This is a genomic window from Anaerovibrio lipolyticus (assembly GCF_021531495.1).
Taxonomy (GTDB): Bacteria; Bacillota; Negativicutes; order Selenomonadales; family Selenomonadaceae; genus Anaerovibrio.
The window spans coordinates 263,228-279,879 of sequence record NZ_JADYTY010000001.1 but is presented as its reverse complement, the minus strand read 5'-3'; the positions used below and the strand labels follow the sequence as shown (position 1 = coordinate 279,879).

Here is a 16,652-nt window from a genome sequence, read left to right as displayed (position 1 = left end):
GAAAAGTAGCGAGAGCGTGCCTGTAAGGGTATATGTCATGCCTCAGTAAAGAGTATATGTATGCCGTTATGCAAATAAGTCTTTGGCTCAATAAATCAGAATTTAACACAATATTATCCACAAATAGGCACTAGGTTCTATTTGGTATATATTTTGTCCCTTTTTTACTATATTAGCAGGAAATTACAAATAAATGGCGAATATGTTAAAAGTGTATAATTATATAGGCCGAAGGCATGTCGCTTTGGAGTCCGAATATGGTAACAATTTTAGCATGGAAGGATTTGTGCATATGGAGACAGCAGTAGATCAGCTGAAAAAGGGATTAACAGCTGCTTTTATAGATAAAGGTGTATATTCAGGGGAATCATATAGACCACAACTGATATTGAATAATCATAAACTTGGCCAGAAGGTACTAACCTCACTGGAAACGGAGCTTAATAATTGTGATGAATTTTTCATTAGCGTAGCCTTTATTACCATGAGCGGTATTATCCCTTTGTTGCAAACCATGCAAGAACTGGAAGCTGATGGGGTAAAAGGCAAAATTATCACCACAGATTATCTTAGTTTTAGTGAACCAGCAGCCTTGGAAAAGCTAAACAGCTTTCGGAATATTGAACTGAAATTTTATTGTGCTGGGGATAGAGGCTTTCATACCAAGGGATATATTTTTCGCAGAGGTGAGGAATATAGAATTATTGTAGGCTCTGCCAATCTTACCAGCAATGCCCTTACACGTAATGAGGAATGGAATACCAAGCTGGTTTCTATGGAGCAGGGAGAATATACCGAAGGGATTATCAGGCGATTTCATGAGCTATGGCAGGATGAACACACCTTGCCCTATGCAGAAATAGCTGGCAAATACAAGGATTATTATATAGCTCAGAAATCCTTGCAACAGTATACTAATCTTGCAGGTGTTGCAGAAGCAAATAATGGCTATATTGCCAAGCTGCAGCCTAATCTTATGCAGCAGCAATTTGTAGATAATATGCAGCAGCTTCGTCAGCAAGGGGCCAATAGAGCCTTGCTTATATCCGCCACAGGTACAGGCAAAACCTATGCCTCGGCTTTTGCGGTGCGGGATTTTGCTCCTGAACATATGCTGTTTTTAGTGCACAGAGAGCAAATCGCCAAGCAGGCTATGAAAAGCTACACAAATGTATTGGGAGCCAGAGCCAAGGAGGAAATGGGCCTGTTATCTGGTAATTCCAAGGATGCCTTTAATAAAAAATATGTATTTGCTACCATGCAAACCATGAGCAAAACAGACATCTTATTAAAATTTGGCCCCAATGCCTTTGATTTCATCGTCATTGATGAGGCTCATCATGGTGGCGCCAATAGCTATCAGAAGATTATTGACTATTTTCAGCCTAAAATGCTTTTGGGTATGACGGCAAGCCCAGATAGGTCTGATGGATTTGATATTTACAAGCTTTTTGATTACAATATTGCCTATGAGATTAGACTGCAACAGGCTTTGGAGGAAGATTTCCTGTGTCCTTTCCATTATTTTGGTATAACAGATGCCTATGTAAATGATGAAAAGCTAGAGACAGAGAAATGGCAGGATGCTATGTCTGTGTTGACAGATGAGGGCCGTGTAGACTTTGTTTTGGACAAAATCCGCTTTTATGGTTATTCCGGGCATAGGGTAAAGGGCCTGATTTTTTGCAGTAGAAATCAGGAAGCAAGTATTTTGGCAGAACTTTTCTGCCAACGCATTAATCCGGATACTGATAAACCCTATAGAGCAGTTAGTATTGCTGGCAGTAATAGTCAGGAGGAAAGGGCTGCTGTAGTAAGACGTTTGGTGGATGATAGTCTGCCAGAGGATGAGCAGTTGGATTATATTTTTTCTGTAGATATATTCAACGAAGGTGTAGATATTCCCGAAATAAATCAGGTAATTATGCTAAGGCCAACGGAAAGTCCCATTGTTTTTGTGCAGCAGCTAGGTCGTGGCCTGCGGAAATATCAGGATAAGGAATATGTGGTGGTCTTGGATTTTATTGGCAATTATAGCAAGAACTTTCTGATACCTATTGCCTTGTCAGGAGATAGAAGCTATAACAAGGATAATATTCGACGAGCCCTTATGGAGGGGAATAGGGTAATTCCTGGAGCCTCTACTATTCATTTTGACAAGATTGCTAAGCAGAGAATTTTTCAGTCTATAGATAACTCCAATATGGGGGAAATCAAGCTGATAAAGGAGAATTACCAGCGGCTGAGAAATAAACTGGGGCGGATACCGGCCTTAGCTGATTTTGATGCTTATGGAGAAATGGATGTGGCTTGTATTTTTCGGGGCAAGCTAGGTTCCTATCACAATTTTCTTGTTAAGTACGAAAAGGAATATACCATAAAGTTAAATGAGCAGGAGAGCAAATTTATAGAATTTGTTTCCTGCAAGTTTGCTGAGGGCAAGCGCCCCCATGAGCTGGAGCTTTTGTCTATTTTGTTGTCAGGCAAAAATAATCCTTTAAGGGAATTGGAGAAATGCTTGCAGGATAAATATGCTATTTCCTTTAAGCAGAATACCTTGGTAAACATGATAAATATTATGACAGGGAATTTTGCCACCGGAAGTTCCAAGGGGACCTTTGCTGATTGTGTGTTTTTAGCTAAGGCACAGGATAATTACGAGATTTCTGAGAGATTTGCCCAATGCCTGCAAAATCCAGAGTTTAAGAAGATGATTCAGGAGCTGGTGAAATTTGGCCTAAAGAGGTATAATGCATATTATATGCCGGAAAAAGCAGATAGAGGCTTTAAGCTGTATCAGAAATATGATTATGAGGATGTCTGCCGGATTTTGGAATGGTCTCAAAATGTGGTTCCCTTAAATATTGGTGGCTATAAATATGATTCTGACACCAATACCTATCCAGTATTTATCAATTATGATAAGGCAGAAGATATTAGTGATACCATTGCCTATCATGATAGATTCCAGAATAATGCTCAGTTGATTGCCATTTCCAAGGGTAAGAGAACTATGGCATCTGAGGATGTGCGTAGATTTTTGGAAGCTGAGAGAAATAATACTCCAGTGGACCTTTTTGTGCGAAAAAATAAGGATGATAAAGAGGCAAAAAGCTTCTATTATCTTGGTAGAATGACCGCAGGAAAGGGAGAGGATATTGTTATGGAATCCGGAAGTCAGGCGGTAGAAATTTTTTGGAATCTGGAAACTCCTGTTAGAGAAGATATATATGAATATATTACCAGCGAGGTGCTATAGTTGAAGAAAATTGAGGTTGTGGCAGGAATTGTCTGTCGAGAGAATAAGATATTGGCTACCCAGCGGGGCTATGGTGAGTTCAAGGATGGCTGGGAATTTCCCGGCGGCAAGCTGGAGGCAGGAGAGACAAGGGTAGATGCCCTGAAAAGAGAGCTGCGGGAAGAGCTGGATATGGAGGTTGTTGTAGGGGAATTGCTGGAAACAGTGGAATATGATTATCTGCAGTTTCATCTAACCATGCACTGTTACCTCTGTCAGCTAGCTAAGGAGAAGTTTGTTCTCAAGGAGCATGAAGCTGCAAGATGGCTGGGGAAAAATCAGCTGGATGAGGTAGCCTGGCTTCCTGCTGATGAAGGCATTGTAGAAAAATTAAAGTCCATATTGGCATAGATTTTAGCAGATATTGGATAGTAAAAAACAGCCTCTGACTATGGTTATCAGGGGCTGTTGTATTTTGCAGATATTTTATTTTTTTAGCTTTGTCTCATAGAGATTTTCAAAAAATTCGCAGGTATCCATAATGCAATCTGGGCAGGAGCGTAGAACTTTGCCAGTGCCAATGCCTTTCAACTCATGACAGATAACAGAGCCATTGCGTTTTTGGAAGTTTTCCAGAATTTCCTTATTAAGTCCATAGGTTTTGGCCTTAGTGGTAGGATTTTCCAAATCGCCGCTGCTGTTCAAAAGGCCTACCAGAGCCAAAGCGCCGCTAATGGCGCCACAGGTTCCCTGCATATTGCCTCCGCCCAGACCAAAACCCTCTGTGATTCTAAAAAGCTGTTCTGGCTTCATATCCACCAAATCAGCATAGGTAAGAGCCACAGACTGGGCACAGTTATAACCCTTGTTATGCATTTCTATAGCAATATTTTTTCTGCTTTCCATAATTTCCTCCTTGATACAAGCCAATTAAGGCAGGTGATAATCCTTCTGCCTTTGGCAAATAATACACATAGATATTATAGCATAATATGCCATAAGCTGGAAATATGGTATAATAGACATTGTATTGAATTGTGGATGTTGGTGGTGATAGTATGCATGATATATTGATGAGTTTTTGTCAGCTGGCTTTGGCCTGCGTGCTAGGCGGCATGATTGGTTATGAGCGCCAGTCCAGGCGCAAGGCGGCAGGTTTGCGGACGAACATTTTGGTGTGTCTTGGCTCCTGCCTGATTATGATGATGTCCTTTAGTATTTACAAATCCGTTGAGGGCTTGACCAATGCAGATCCTGCCCGCTTGGGTGCACAGGTAGTTAGTGGTATTGGTTTCCTGGGTGCTGGTGCCATTATGAAGGAAGGGCTTAGCATTACAGGACTAACTACAGCGGCCTGCCTGTGGGTGGTGGCTGGTGTAGGCTTGGCGGTAGGGGCAGGCTTCTACGTGGAAGCTATTATGACCACTGTTTTGGTAGTGGTAACAGTAGGTACCCTAAGTCATTGGGAGCTAAAATGGTCGGCTAGAGCCAACATCCTTAGAGTGTGTATATATTCAGAGAATATTCCTGAGCAGCTGTCGATTATTAGCAGCTGTCTGGAAGAAATGGGGGTTGACATTAAATCCGTCAAAATCCGGGAGGAATATGATAAGAATAGCCGGGAACAATGCATTATGCTGGTAATGGAGCTGACCTTGATTAATAGTGATCATATAAAAAATATTTGCATTACCAATGGCCTTCAATCTTTGCGGGGTATTAAGGGTGTAGAAGTTCGTTAAGAGAAAGGAAGCTTGGAACTATGTTTGATAAAAATCACTTAATGGGAAATATTCATTTAAAGGCTGAGGCCACTGAGGATTTTGTACAGCGGATACAAAGAGAGCAGCCTGAGTTGGCAGAGGCTGTGGCTAAATTAAAGGAACTATTGCCAGAGGAGGTTTATCAGAGAGCCTTTAGCAATATCCAGACCTTTAACCGAAGAGGAGATAATCTTCTCATTGTTAGTGGAGGTATTTTACAGAGAAGCTTTTTGGAGCGGGATTGTATTCCTGCCCTGAAAGAAGCCCTGGGAGTAAAAAGAGTGCAGATTATAGGCTGAAATAGAAAATGCCGTTCTGGTAATCCAGAACGGCATTTTCTATTTTTGCTTTATCTACTTGACGGATAGCAGTTCACAACAGTCTTTAATTTTAGATTGTCAACCTATTGGAAGGCAGTTTTTTGCTTTCATATAGATTGTGATCTGCTATTTCGTACAGTTCATCAAAGGTCTTGCCAGATTTGCCGTCATAGAGCACAGCACCAACGCTGACAGTAACTTTTCTATCTTTCAGCTGAGGTATATGGATGGAATCCAAAATAGTGAAGAATTTGTTTACCACTGATGATAGCTGCAGTTTGCAATTGCAGTCAGTCAGGTAAAAGGCAAATTCATCACCTCCCAGTCGCAGGACAATATTTTCTGCCCCCATTGCTTCCGTTAGGCTATGAGCTACCATAATCAATACTTTGTCGCCAATACCATGACCATAGTTATCATTGATGCCCTTGAAGTCATCACAGTCCAAAATGCCAAAAGCACCGGATTGGTTGGCATTCAGCTGAGAAATAATCTTCCTTTCGCCAGTGGCTCGATTCAGAATTCCTGTTAGGCCATCAGTTTCAGCCACCTTGCGCAAATGATTTTGCAGAACCTTTTCCTCTTCAATAATCTCATTTACATAAAGAACATGGGTTGGTTGACTACTCTGATTGTACTGGGCAGGAACCAGATAGCTGCGCATCCAGCCAAGACTTTCAGATTCATATTCCATAGTAATATACGGCTTATCCTGTAGTCGATAGGAGAGGGAATCAATATGCATAAAGTCTTCCAGAAGCTTTTGATACTTTGGCTTGACCTCAGAATGAATGTATACATCCATAGAATCCGTCATTTGACGGCTGCTGATAAAGATACTCTGCATAACAGGATTGCTTTTAATCTCAGTAAATTTGCGCTGGTTAATATCAATATAATAGCAGCTGCTAAAGATGGATTGCAGTCCTTGTACAATGCTGTTAAACTCCATCAGCTCCATATAAGCTGTTTCCAGGGACTGATGCTTTAATTCCAGCTCTGCCTGCTGTTCCTCCAAAAGAGCAGAGGCTTGCTGAGCTTCCTCCTGAGCCTGTAGGAGAAGCCGCTGGTTTTCATATTCCTTTTTGCGAATGTTGGTAATATCAGTGCCAATAGCAGTCATTACAACATGACAATCCTCTGGGTTTACAGCCATGAGAGCTGTAATACGATGATAGGTGTCAGTTTTGGTATGATGAAATTCAATTTCGCAGTTTGTAATGCCATGATAAAAATCATTTAAAAGGGTATCACAATTCCAATTATAATTATGTCTGCCGTTGTAACTGATAAACTCTAGTCCTAACAAATCCTTGGCGCGCTGGATGAAAGTATCGTATTTGCAAGGAATAGGAATCTGCTCTTCTTCAAGAAGCTTTAAATAACCATTGCTGACAAAATCATCTACAATCATGCCATCGGTTAAATCCACATGGTAAATATAGTCAGCAAAGTGCCGCAGTGTTCCCTCCACAGCCTCCAAACGATGGCTGGCAGAGTATGCTTTATCTGCTAATTTCTGGCTGTTCAGAGCCTGCCGGGTAACATCAGTAACTACGGCAATAACTACATTATGTCCATCACTAAGAACTACATTTTTGTAAGAAATATTTACATAATAAATTTTGCCGTCAGCATGAGTGATGGAGCACTCTACCTCCTCAGTAGCACCGGCACCAGCCATAACTGGCATCTCGCTAATAGGTGGAGTATCATCCATAAGATGAATCTTGTCTCTAAGATCCTGCAAGGTTAGTTTGGGAAACTCATCCTCAGTAAGCTCATAAAGAGACAAGGCAATATCATTCATATATAAGAGGGCAAAGGTTTTGCAATCATAAACAATTAACCCTGCCTGCTGCATTTGCAACATTTCATGATACATACTGTTTTGAGCCAAAGCATTTTGCAAATCGTCTGCCAGCTCAAAAAGAGAATCTCTGCTTTCCAACAGTTCCTTGTTGAGATTAGCCAATTCTTGATTTTGGATCAACAGCTCTCGATTGCGCTGTTCGATAGCCAGATTTTGTTTATCATTTTTAATTTGTAAATGACAAATAAGATCATATCTAGCTTGATCAGCGGCATGCTCTACAGTAATATCTCGACCAGAAATTACAGCATGATGAGGAAGTCCCTCTAAGGTATCTATCAAGGTGACAGATATTCTAAACCATCTTTTGGCATTTTCACTGTATAAAGGAACCTCTAAGGAAAATTCAGTTTCATGGCGATTCAAATGATTACGAATGTACTCAGGAGACAGCTTAAGTCGCAATATTGCTTGGTAGCTAGCAGGAATAAACCTCGCAATAAACCGTTCAATAGCTACACTGTAAGATCCTTCTGTTGGAAGTGACGGAGGCATTTTGTCAGCCTTGCGAACCGTATGAAACCAATCATGCTGTACATCCACATAAAAAGCAGCCACAGCCGAATGAAAAAGAGCTTTGACTGTAGCCTCTACATATTTATTAAAGTTTTCCGCTTCATTCCCTCTATTCACAATATTACTCCTAAAAGCCTTGTATCTGTTAAACATAAACGCGATACATCCCCCTTTGCATGAGTTTTACAAAAACGATATAAAATCATGCAACATATCACTTTGTTTCTGTAACAAAATAAGCCTTATCTCGTTGTAAATCTCACTAACTATTGATTGTATCATATAACTGTAAAGTATGCAAGACATAGGTTTAAAGTGAATAGGTAAAAACTCCTATTATTTGCAAATTATATAGAAATATTACAATTTAGTCAATTAAAATGTTATAATAGAAGAAACTAAAAGATAAAAAGATATATAAAAGGGATTTGGAGAGATATCTTATGGAAATTCAAATGGATGCATTGACAGGCATGCCACAGCAGAGGGGCTATCTTGACCTGGTAGATGATTGTCTGGGGAAGCACCCTCAGGAAAGCTTTTGTATGCTTACTACGGATATAGAGCACTTTAGCTATTTTAATAAGTGGTATGGCCGTTCAGATGGTGATAGACTTTTGTCGGATATAGCCAGTTTTTTGAAAAGATTAGCCAATGAAGAGGAAATGATAATCGGCTACATGGGAGCAGATAGATTTTCAGCATTTTTCAAAATCAATCCTAATTTAACAGAGAGAATACGCCAGGGGATAATTAGTATTCTCCAGAAAGTCAAGGATAATGAGGTGTTTCGGCCAATTTTTGGCGGTTTCGTTTGCCGCCCAGAAATGCGGGTCAAGTCCATAGATTTGTTTGATTATACTATTAATGCTATCCAGCAGGCCGTAGGCAATCTTAAAAGCTCTATTTTTTGGTTTGATGAGGACATGGCTCGACAGCTTATGGAAGAAATGGAGCTGATGCCAAAGGTTACCTATGGTATGGAAAATGGCCAATTTACCTTCTTCCTTCAGCCTAAATGCCAGTTGCGTGATGGCCGTATTGTGGGGGCAGAGGTTTTGATGCGCTGGATAAGCTCCACAGGTGAGGTTATAAGCCCGGACCGTTTTATACCAGCCCTGGAAAAGAATGGCTATATTATTCAGCTGGATAAATATATTTGGGAGAAAACCTGCCAGGTGTTGAGAAGATGGCTGGATCAGGGGCGTAGGGTGCTGCCTGTTTCTGTGAATATTTCCCGGGTGGATATACGGGAAATGGATGTGGTGGCAGTATTTGACAGATTGCTGAAGGAATATAGGATACCTGTCAATTATTTGGAGGTAGAAATTACCGAAAGCGCCTATGTGGAAAACGAGGCCATTATCAAGGAAGCAGAGCGAGGCCTACGGGAATTGGGTTTGAAGATTCTTATTGACGATTTTGGCAGTGGCTATTCTTCCCTGAATATGCTGAAAGATATTCAGGCAGATATATTGAAGCTGGATATGCAATTCCTGAATATGGATGAAAATAATTTTGACAAGGGGAGAAATATTGTCAGCTCTGTGATAGCTATGGCCAATCAAATAGATTTGCCAGTTATTGCGGAAGGAGTGGAGAATCTGGAGCAAAGTGAAATGCTTTCTGCTCTTGGCTGCAGTTTTGCTCAGGGTTATTATTTCTATCGGCCTATGTCAATCAACCAATATGAGATTTTGCTGGAAGATGAAAACAACGTAGCTATGCCCAATATAGTTAATCGTAAATCCGGCTCCGCTTACCTGCGGGATTTGGCCCAGTATTTTGCCGTGGTGGCCGAGGTAAATCCTTTCACAGGGGAATATCATTTTATCCATCATGATGCATCCTTCAAATTTGCTACCAATTTAAGACCAGATACTATTTCTGAATATATAGACAGCTGTGTGCAGAAGGGCAACGTACATCCAGATGATGTGCCAGGCTATGTGCGCCGGACAGGTTTGGAATTTATTCGTGAGAGATTGTTGAGCAGAAGTCTTAGGATTTTGTATGATGTGCGTTTCAAGAAGAATGGTGTGTACAAATGGTATACCTTTGAATGCCAGCAGCCTAAGAATTTCTCTATGGAGGAGCCTTGGGTGCTGTTTACCTGGAAGCTGGCCCATACAGATGCTTCCGACAAGATTGATGCTGTGACCTTGATGCATCGTACCTTTAGAGCTGTTCTTAAGGTAAATATGAGAACTGGTGCCTTTGATATAATGCACAAGCATCCAGATGCTCCGTCGGAATTATATCGTTATTCCAAAAATATTATGGATTTTTTCCAAAAGGCTATCAATGAATATGTTCATCCAGAGGATAGGGTGAAATATACCTGGTTTGTGAAGCCGGAACGAATTGTGAGATACTTTCAGGAAAACGAAGCTCCTTTGCGGCTAAAGATACGTTGTCGTCACCATGACAGGTGGATTTGCACGGTGGCGGAGATTTATCGAAGCATTGAATATTCAACCATAAAGCCTGTGGTTTTGGTAACCTTGTTAGACTGCCGTACAGATAGTTATTTTCAAGAGCATTAAGTAATATATCCCCTAAATGTAAAATTATACTTTACAAATGTCTTTCAATATAATATACTTTCGTAAGTCGTTTACAGGTAATCCTGTTTGGAGTTGCAGAAGCCTTTTCTAGGAGGATTCTGCAGGCACAGGTAATCATATTGGTCAGATAGGTGTGAATTTTAATGAAGAGAGAGGATTTGGGGCAGCTTCGTCAGTCCAAGGGGTATAGCATGAATATGATGGCAGAATTTCTAGGTGGGACTCTGGAGGAATACGCAGAGTTGGAATTTGGTTTGCGGCAGCCTACTTCCCAAGAAGTTTTGGTTTTGTCATCTGTATTTACGACTGTAAATAAATCTATTGCAATTTAATATACTTGCTGTTATAATAGTCGTTGCAACCCCATGTTGTGGCGGCTGTTTTTTTTAGACAGACGGATGGCCACCACCGAGGAACGCATGCTTATTGAGAGTATGTGTGCCAATCTCTGCATTGCCTATTAAGGGATAGGGAGATAATGCAAAAACTGGACGCAATAGAGTTGGTATGAGGACATACGGCACTGTTTGCGTCCTTTTTTTGCAATTAATCCCAATATCTGTGCAAATCTATTGCAAAATTAGTGATATTGTTGTAAAATGTAGAGTACGCAAAAAATGATATTTTATCCGAGAGGAGTTTTTACATGCTGGATATTAATGATACCAAAATTAAATACGAGGATAACTCGGAGAATAAGAATCATGCAACCTGTACCTGTGAGCCATTGGATCGTGGTTATGGCACTACTATTGGCAGCAGCTTGAAGCGGATTCTGCTGTCCTCTATTCAGGGTGCTGCTGTAGTGGCAGTTCGCTTTAATGGCGCGGATTCCATGGAGGATCAGCTTGAGGGCGTAAAGGACAGCATACAGGATATTGTTCTTCGTCTCCGTGAACTGAGCATTAAGCCTGTAGAGGCTCCGATCAAGGCTGTTGTTAATGTAGAAGCTGGGGCTGAGGATACTCAGGTTACTGTGGCTGATATCACCTGTGAGGATCAGGAGCAGGAACTGGAGATTCTGGAGCCTGAAACCTGCTTGGCTACCGTTAAGGCCGGTGGTAAGCTGGAGATGGAGCTCTATATTGAGAGTGGCTATGGCTATGTTTCTGCTGAGAAGAATATTTCTGCACCAGAGGGAACAATTGCATTGGATTGTGTATATTCTCCTCTGCGCCGTGTAGAGTACAAGGTACAGAATACTCGTGTAGGTAATACTACTGATTATGATAAATTGATTGTTGAACTGGAAACTGATGGTACTATCAGCGCAGCAGATGCTTTGAGAGAGTCTGCCAGCCTGATGATTGATTCCCTGATTCCTATGTGGGAATTGGCTGATACTGAGATTGAGGAGCCAAATCCAGAACTGAACAATGTGATTTATCAGACTGGCAATGAGGATGATGAAGCAGCAGATGCCAGCGGCAGAGCCGATGTTTTGGATCGTCCTATTGAGGATTTGGAGCTGAATGTGCGTCCTGCTAACTGCATGAAGCGGGCAGGTATTGTTACCATTGGAGATTTGATTCAGAAAACTGATGAGGAAGTTAAGACTCTCCGTAATCTTGGTTCCAAGTCCTTTGATGAGATTGTTGATAAGCTGGCTGAGCGTGGCTTGAAGCTGAAGAAGGCTGAGTAAATACCTCTGCGAGAGAAGGTTAAAAGATGCATATAGCCTGCCTGGACACAGAGTCCACAAGTACAGGAAGATACAATGAAATACTGGAGCTGGCCATTTACAGTGCCAGAGGTGAGCTGGTGCTTAATAGCCTTTATAAGCCAAAGAGGAATAGGCGTTGGCCTCATTCTGAGAAAGTACATGGTATTAGCCCGGATATGGTACAGGACAAGCCGCATTTTCAGGATTGCCTGCGCAAGATTCAGAAAATCTTTGATCGATGTCAGATGATATTAGGTTTTGCTCTAGATAATGATGTTCGCATTCTGGAGCAGTCTGGCATTAAGGGCCTTACACCAGAGCGTTGTCTGGATGTGCGGGAGCTTTTCTGGGGCGTGTATCGTGATGAACTCCAAATGGATTTTTATCATGTACCTAGCCTGATAAAATGTGCAGAGTTTTGTGGTTATGTATGGGAGGAAGGCTCGGCTCATTCGGCAGCAGCAGATGCCAAGGCTACTCTTTACTGCTACGAAGTTTTAATGCGCAAGTTTATCACTCTGTATAATTTGTGTCCTCTTTCTGAGGAACAGGCTCGCCTTACGGATGAGCAGATTTATGCAGGCTGGGAATATCTCCACAAGATGGTGGCAGAAGAAATGCATCGTCGCATGGTAGAAAAGGCTAAGGGGTGGCTTTATCTTATAGATACACCAGAGGGGACACTGATGGTGGCTCGCCGCAAGCCTTATAATACTCATCGGCATGAGGAGGCAAGGGAAAGCAATAGTCAGGATGATCATCAATCCCAAGGTGAGCCTTCTGCTCAGCAGATGGCTAATGGTGGAAGCTCTGGCCACGGTCATGTAGTGGCAGAGATTCAGTTGGCTGATTTTTCCAAGGGGTATGAGGAATTGTTTGAGCATTTCCGTTCCCGCCAACTGCCTCACAGCAATGGAGAGAAGTATTATTATAATTTGAAACCTGAGGATATAGACTATTTCAACAGTTATAGTAACGTTTTTGAAGGTTGATGTAGAATATTTCTTCTGTGATTTAGAAAAAGTTTGACAATTTGATTTTATAGTGCTATCATAGCATTACAAAATATTTATACTCTGAAATCCTGCCTTTGTGGCAGTCGATTTCCCTTTACAGGGGGATGTAAAGGTTTCGACGGGGGTGGCTGGAGTATGGATAGCGAGCCGGGGGGTCACCTAGCCCCGTTAGTAAGGTGAAAACGCTTTAAATATAAAAGCAAACGAAAACTACGCTTTAGCAGCTTGATGCTAACCCCTGTATTCTTAGCTCCCGCCTGAGAGTATAAGGGGCCAATTGCGGGATACCTGATGTCTGACTCCTGGAGGACTGAAGGGGAAATTTTTCCAGGATGGAATGGACGGCGGTTGTCTGTGTCTGCCTAGATTCGAGATTTAAACATTGACTGCGCTCGGAGAAGTCTATATGACAACGCTTTCGGACAGGAGTTCGATTCTCCTCATCTCCACCAGTAATAAACGCGAAAATGGAAAATATCGTGTTTTATATAGATAGCCTGATTGGTTTTTGTAACCGGTCAGGCTATTTTCGTGTTAATAGAGGTGATAGTTTTTTGTTAGGAAGATTTTTGTCAATAAGTGGTTTTTCTGATATAATATAGAATGGATGTTTAAAACGAAAAGATGTGGGTGAGAGAATTGCAAAAAAAACGAACTGTGAGCTCTAAGGGCCGTGGTACAAATAATAAAAGAAAAACTGTTGTTAAAGGAGCAGGGACAGCTGCTCCAGAGGTGAAGAAGGATCATTCCCTGCGGAACTATGAGCTGATGGGCATAGTGATGGCAGCTGTGGGTATTATCTGTCTTTGTGGTATTGTAGGCTTGAATGTAGGCTTTGTAGGCCTTAAGGCGGCCAAGTTCCTGCAGTATTTCTTTGGTATAGGAGCCATGCCGGCTGCTGCAGTATTTTTAGGGCTGGGTGGTTATTATATTATGAAGCATACCAAGCTCCATTGGAATACCCGTATGGTAGGAGGAATTTTATTTTATACCTGTGGCTTGGGAATGTATCATCACTGGGTGGTTAAGGAAGGTGCTGAGATTCTGCCAGAAAGTCTGGTGGATGGAGGCGGATTGCTGGGAGGCATCCTTACGCTGATTCTTCATAAGGTAGTAGGTACTGATGGCACACCGGTGCTGCTGGGAGCAGGACTTCTAGGTAGTGCTCTGGTGGTAACTACCTGGTCCTTAGCTAAGGGAATCCTTACCACCAAGGAAAAGGCAGAGCAGGGGGCACAGGTGGCCAAAAAGGCTACGGTGGTGGCTTACGATAAAACCCTTGAAGTAGGAACTAAGGCCAAGGAGCAGGTACAGGAATATGTGCAGGAGCATGTTCAGGAATATGTGCAAGAGCAGGTACAGAGTGTAGGTGAAAAACTGCAAAAACTAAAAGGAAGGGAGTTCCTTAGTCGTTATGAGGAGGAATCTGCCTTTTTGAATCGGGAACTATCAGAGACGCAGAAAGACGATTCTCTGCCAGGAAGCAGGGCAGCAGAGAAGTCAGGTAAATTGGCTCAGATGCCAAATAAGATTGTTCAGAAGCCGAAGGCTACAGGGAATAATCTGGTGGATGCCAATCCAGTGGCAGCCAATTTCTTTGGGGCAGAATTTGCCAGTGATGTGGAGCCGGAAGATCAGGTGCCAAGTCTGGCTAGTCAGCTGGGGATTTCGGAGGAAGAGCTTCATCCAGAGCGGGAACAGTCGGAAGCTTCTAATTTAGAGAAAGATTCTGCTGTGGACAATGCTTCTGTTGACAGTTCACGCCATGATGCTATTAAGTTTTTTGATGATATTGTGGAATTGGATTTGTCAGCTCCTATTGGTCAAGAGAAAACAGAAGCCGTAGAGGCAGAGCCAGAGTTTGATACTACAGTAGAGGATACTACAGTGGAGAATGCTACAGATGAGGATTTAGATTGGGACAGTCTACAGCTGCAGCAGCCGGAAGATGATATTGAAGCTGAGGCATACGACTATGGCCTAGATGATATGGATATTAGCTATAGTCAGGAGAGCGTGGATATAACAGAGAATGTGCCAGATGATAGTGGGGAAATTGAGGAGCCAGCAGTTCAGGAACTTCCCAAGCCAGCAGTCAGCACGTCTGTGGCTAACCCTGTTAGTAATACTGCCAGCGCTGCTGCTGCGGGCAATTTGTCCAAGACTTCCATAGAGATTCAGCCTCCACCTCCGCCGTATATTCTGCCATCTCTTCATCTTTTATCCAAAAAAGTGAAGGTAATGAGTGAAACTCTGAATCAGGAAATTGCAGCCAATGCCCGTATTCTGGGTGAAACCTTGGCCAATTTCAAGGTGAAGGCTTCTATTCTCAATGCCTGTCATGGCCCTGCTGTTACTCGTTACGAGGTAAAGCCTGCTCCTGGTGTTAAGGTAAGCAAGATTACGGGGCTGGCTGATGATATTGCTTTGAATATGGCGGCCTCGGCAGTGCGTATTGAGCAGATTCCAGGCAAGGCAGCTATTGGTATTGAGGTGCCAAATCAGGAACTGGAAAGCGTTCAGCTGCGAGAGGTGCTGGAAAATCCAGCCTTTGCTGCGGCCAAATCTCGTTTGACAGTTGGTTTGGGCAAGGATATTAGCGGTCAGGCTATTTTTGCAGATTTGGCCAAAATGCCTCATCTCTTAGTGGCTGGTGCTACTGGTTCTGGTAAATCTGTATGTATTAATACCCTTATTACCAGTATTCTGTTCAAGGCCAAGCCTACAGAAGTCAAATTCATTCTTATAGATCCTAAGATGGTAGAGCTGTCTGTGTACAATGATATTCCTCATTTGATGGTTCCTGTGGTAACAGATGCCAAAAAAGCTGCCTCAGTATTGAACTGGGCTGTACAGGAAATGGAAAAGCGTTATGGACTGATTGCTCAGGCTGGGGTGCGCAACATGGATGGCTACAATAAGCAGTTTGAGGAGGAAACTGAGAAGAAACTGCCTTCCATCGTAATTATTATTGATGAGTTGGCTGATTTAATGATGGTGGCTCCCCATGATGTGGAAGATGCTATCTGCCGTATTGCCCAAAAGGCTAGAGCTGCCGGTATTTATTTGGTGTTGGCTACTCAGCGGCCATCTGTTAATGTTATTACAGGTGTTATCAAGGCCAATATTCCTTCTCGTATTTCCTTTGCTGTTACCTCTCAGATTGATTCCCGTACTATATTGGATGCATCTGGTGCAGAAAAGCTGTTGGGCAAGGGTGATATGCTGTTCAAGCCACAGGAAGCCAACAAGGCTACCCGTATTCAGGGTGCCTTTGTTAGTGATAAAGAGGTGGAGCTGTTGGTAGAATATATTAAGAGCCAGGGACACAAGGTTGAGGCCAATCAGGAGATTATTGATTTTACCAACAAGGCTGCTGAGGCGGAAAATGAGCCAGAGGAAGATAAGCCAGCCAAGACTAATATGGATAGTCTTTTGCGGGAGGCTGTGGAGCTGGTTATGTCCAGCAACAATGCCTCTGCTTCCAGCTTCCAGCGTCGTTATCATATTGGTTATAGCCGGGCTGGCAGACTGCTGGACACGATGGAACAGCTGGGTATTGTGGGCCCGCCTCAGGGCAGTAAGCCAAGGGATATATTGGTAACAGAGGCACAGGCCTTTGAGATTATGGATAATTATGAAAGTCAATAAAATTTGGCTATGCTGGGAAATGGTATGAGCGCAAAGAATTGAAGA

11 protein-coding genes and 1 other RNA gene are annotated in these 16,652 nt (G+C 42.3%); 10 read left to right on the top strand and 2 right to left on the bottom strand.

The window, feature by feature from the left end:
• Positions 1 to 292 precede the first annotated feature (292 nt).
• Together I6E26_RS01270 and mutT are read left to right on the top strand one after the other, a co-directional pair.
• Complete coding sequence (locus tag I6E26_RS01270) at positions 293 to 3,259, top strand: DUF3427 domain-containing protein (protein WP_235320009.1); 2,967 nt, start codon at positions 293 to 295, stop codon at positions 3,257 to 3,259.
• The gene (mutT, locus tag I6E26_RS01265; RefSeq protein ID WP_235320008.1) at positions 3,260 to 3,649 is read left to right on the top strand and encodes an 8-oxo-dGTP diphosphatase MutT; all 390 of its coding nucleotides are present in this window, start codon (positions 3,260 to 3,262) and stop codon (positions 3,647 to 3,649) included. It begins immediately after the preceding gene.
• Between the two features lie 75 nt (positions 3,650 to 3,724).
• On the opposite strand, the gene I6E26_RS01260 is transcribed toward mutT, so the two are convergent.
• Positions 3,725 to 4,144 (bottom strand): C-GCAxxG-C-C family protein, encoded by a 420-nt coding sequence (locus I6E26_RS01260; RefSeq protein ID WP_235320007.1) that lies wholly within the window; start codon positions 4,142 to 4,144, stop codon positions 3,725 to 3,727.
• A 152-nt stretch (positions 4,145 to 4,296) separates the two neighbouring features.
• Here I6E26_RS01260 and I6E26_RS01255 point away from each other — a divergent pair, with 152 nt between their 5' ends.
• On the top strand, positions 4,297 to 4,980 hold the full coding sequence (locus tag I6E26_RS01255; RefSeq protein ID WP_235320006.1) for an MgtC/SapB family protein: 684 nt from the start codon (positions 4,297 to 4,299) through the stop codon (positions 4,978 to 4,980).
• 20 nt (positions 4,981 to 5,000) lie between these two features.
• Complete coding sequence (locus tag I6E26_RS01250; RefSeq protein WP_235320005.1) at positions 5,001 to 5,300, top strand: hypothetical protein; 300 nt, start codon at positions 5,001 to 5,003, stop codon at positions 5,298 to 5,300.
• 91 nt (positions 5,301 to 5,391) lie between these two features.
• On the opposite strand, the gene I6E26_RS11295 is transcribed toward I6E26_RS01250, so the two are convergent.
• Positions 5,392 to 7,827 (bottom strand): diguanylate cyclase domain-containing protein, encoded by a 2,436-nt coding sequence (locus I6E26_RS11295; RefSeq protein ID WP_235320004.1) that lies wholly within the window; start codon positions 7,825 to 7,827, stop codon positions 5,392 to 5,394.
• Between the two features lie 326 nt (positions 7,828 to 8,153).
• Between I6E26_RS11295 and I6E26_RS01240 the strand changes: the two genes are divergently transcribed.
• The 6 genes from I6E26_RS01240 to I6E26_RS01215 all read left to right on the top strand — a co-directional run bounded on the left by I6E26_RS01240 (position 8,154) and on the right by I6E26_RS01215 (position 16,607).
• Entirely contained in the window at positions 8,154 to 10,256 is a 2,103-nt protein-coding gene (locus I6E26_RS01240; RefSeq protein ID WP_235320003.1) for a GGDEF domain-containing phosphodiesterase, read from the top strand.
• Between the two features lie 164 nt (positions 10,257 to 10,420).
• Positions 10,421 to 10,609, top strand: coding sequence for a helix-turn-helix domain-containing protein (locus tag I6E26_RS01235; protein ID WP_235320002.1), 189 nt, complete (start codon positions 10,421 to 10,423; stop codon positions 10,607 to 10,609).
• A 314-nt stretch (positions 10,610 to 10,923) separates the two neighbouring features.
• The gene (locus tag I6E26_RS01230; RefSeq protein WP_235320001.1) at positions 10,924 to 11,919 is read left to right on the top strand and encodes a DNA-directed RNA polymerase subunit alpha; all 996 of its coding nucleotides are present in this window, start codon (positions 10,924 to 10,926) and stop codon (positions 11,917 to 11,919) included.
• Positions 11,920 to 11,945: 26 nt separating this feature from the next.
• Positions 11,946 to 12,932: an exonuclease domain-containing protein gene (locus I6E26_RS01225; RefSeq protein WP_235320000.1), complete on the top strand. Its 987-nt coding sequence runs from the start codon at positions 11,946 to 11,948 to the stop codon at positions 12,930 to 12,932.
• A gap of 124 nt (positions 12,933 to 13,056) precedes the next feature.
• Positions 13,057 to 13,408, top strand: a transfer-messenger RNA (tmRNA) gene (gene ssrA, locus I6E26_RS01220).
• 187 nt (positions 13,409 to 13,595) lie between these two features.
• The gene (locus I6E26_RS01215; RefSeq protein ID WP_235319999.1) at positions 13,596 to 16,607 is read left to right on the top strand and encodes a DNA translocase FtsK; all 3,012 of its coding nucleotides are present in this window, start codon (positions 13,596 to 13,598) and stop codon (positions 16,605 to 16,607) included.
• Positions 16,608 to 16,652: the final 45 nt, after the last annotated feature.

Excerpts from the sequence above, each read along its gene's own strand:
- I6E26_RS01270 (WP_235320009.1), top strand. The coding sequence starts at position 293 with ATGGAGACAGCAGTAGATCAGCTGAAAAAGGGATTAACAGCTGCTTTT.
- I6E26_RS01260 (WP_235320007.1), bottom strand. The coding sequence starts at position 4,144 with ATGGAAAGCAGAAAAAATATTGCTATAGAAATGCATAACAAGGGTTAT.
- I6E26_RS01255 (WP_235320006.1), top strand. The coding sequence starts at position 4,297 with ATGCATGATATATTGATGAGTTTTTGTCAGCTGGCTTTGGCCTGCGTG.
- I6E26_RS01250 (WP_235320005.1), top strand. The coding sequence starts at position 5,001 with ATGTTTGATAAAAATCACTTAATGGGAAATATTCATTTAAAGGCTGAG.
- I6E26_RS01240 (WP_235320003.1), top strand. The coding sequence starts at position 8,154 with ATGGAAATTCAAATGGATGCATTGACAGGCATGCCACAGCAGAGGGGC.
- I6E26_RS01235 (WP_235320002.1), top strand. The coding sequence starts at position 10,421 with ATGAAGAGAGAGGATTTGGGGCAGCTTCGTCAGTCCAAGGGGTATAGC.
- I6E26_RS01230 (WP_235320001.1), top strand. The coding sequence starts at position 10,924 with ATGCTGGATATTAATGATACCAAAATTAAATACGAGGATAACTCGGAG.
- I6E26_RS01225 (WP_235320000.1), top strand. The coding sequence starts at position 11,946 with ATGCATATAGCCTGCCTGGACACAGAGTCCACAAGTACAGGAAGATAC.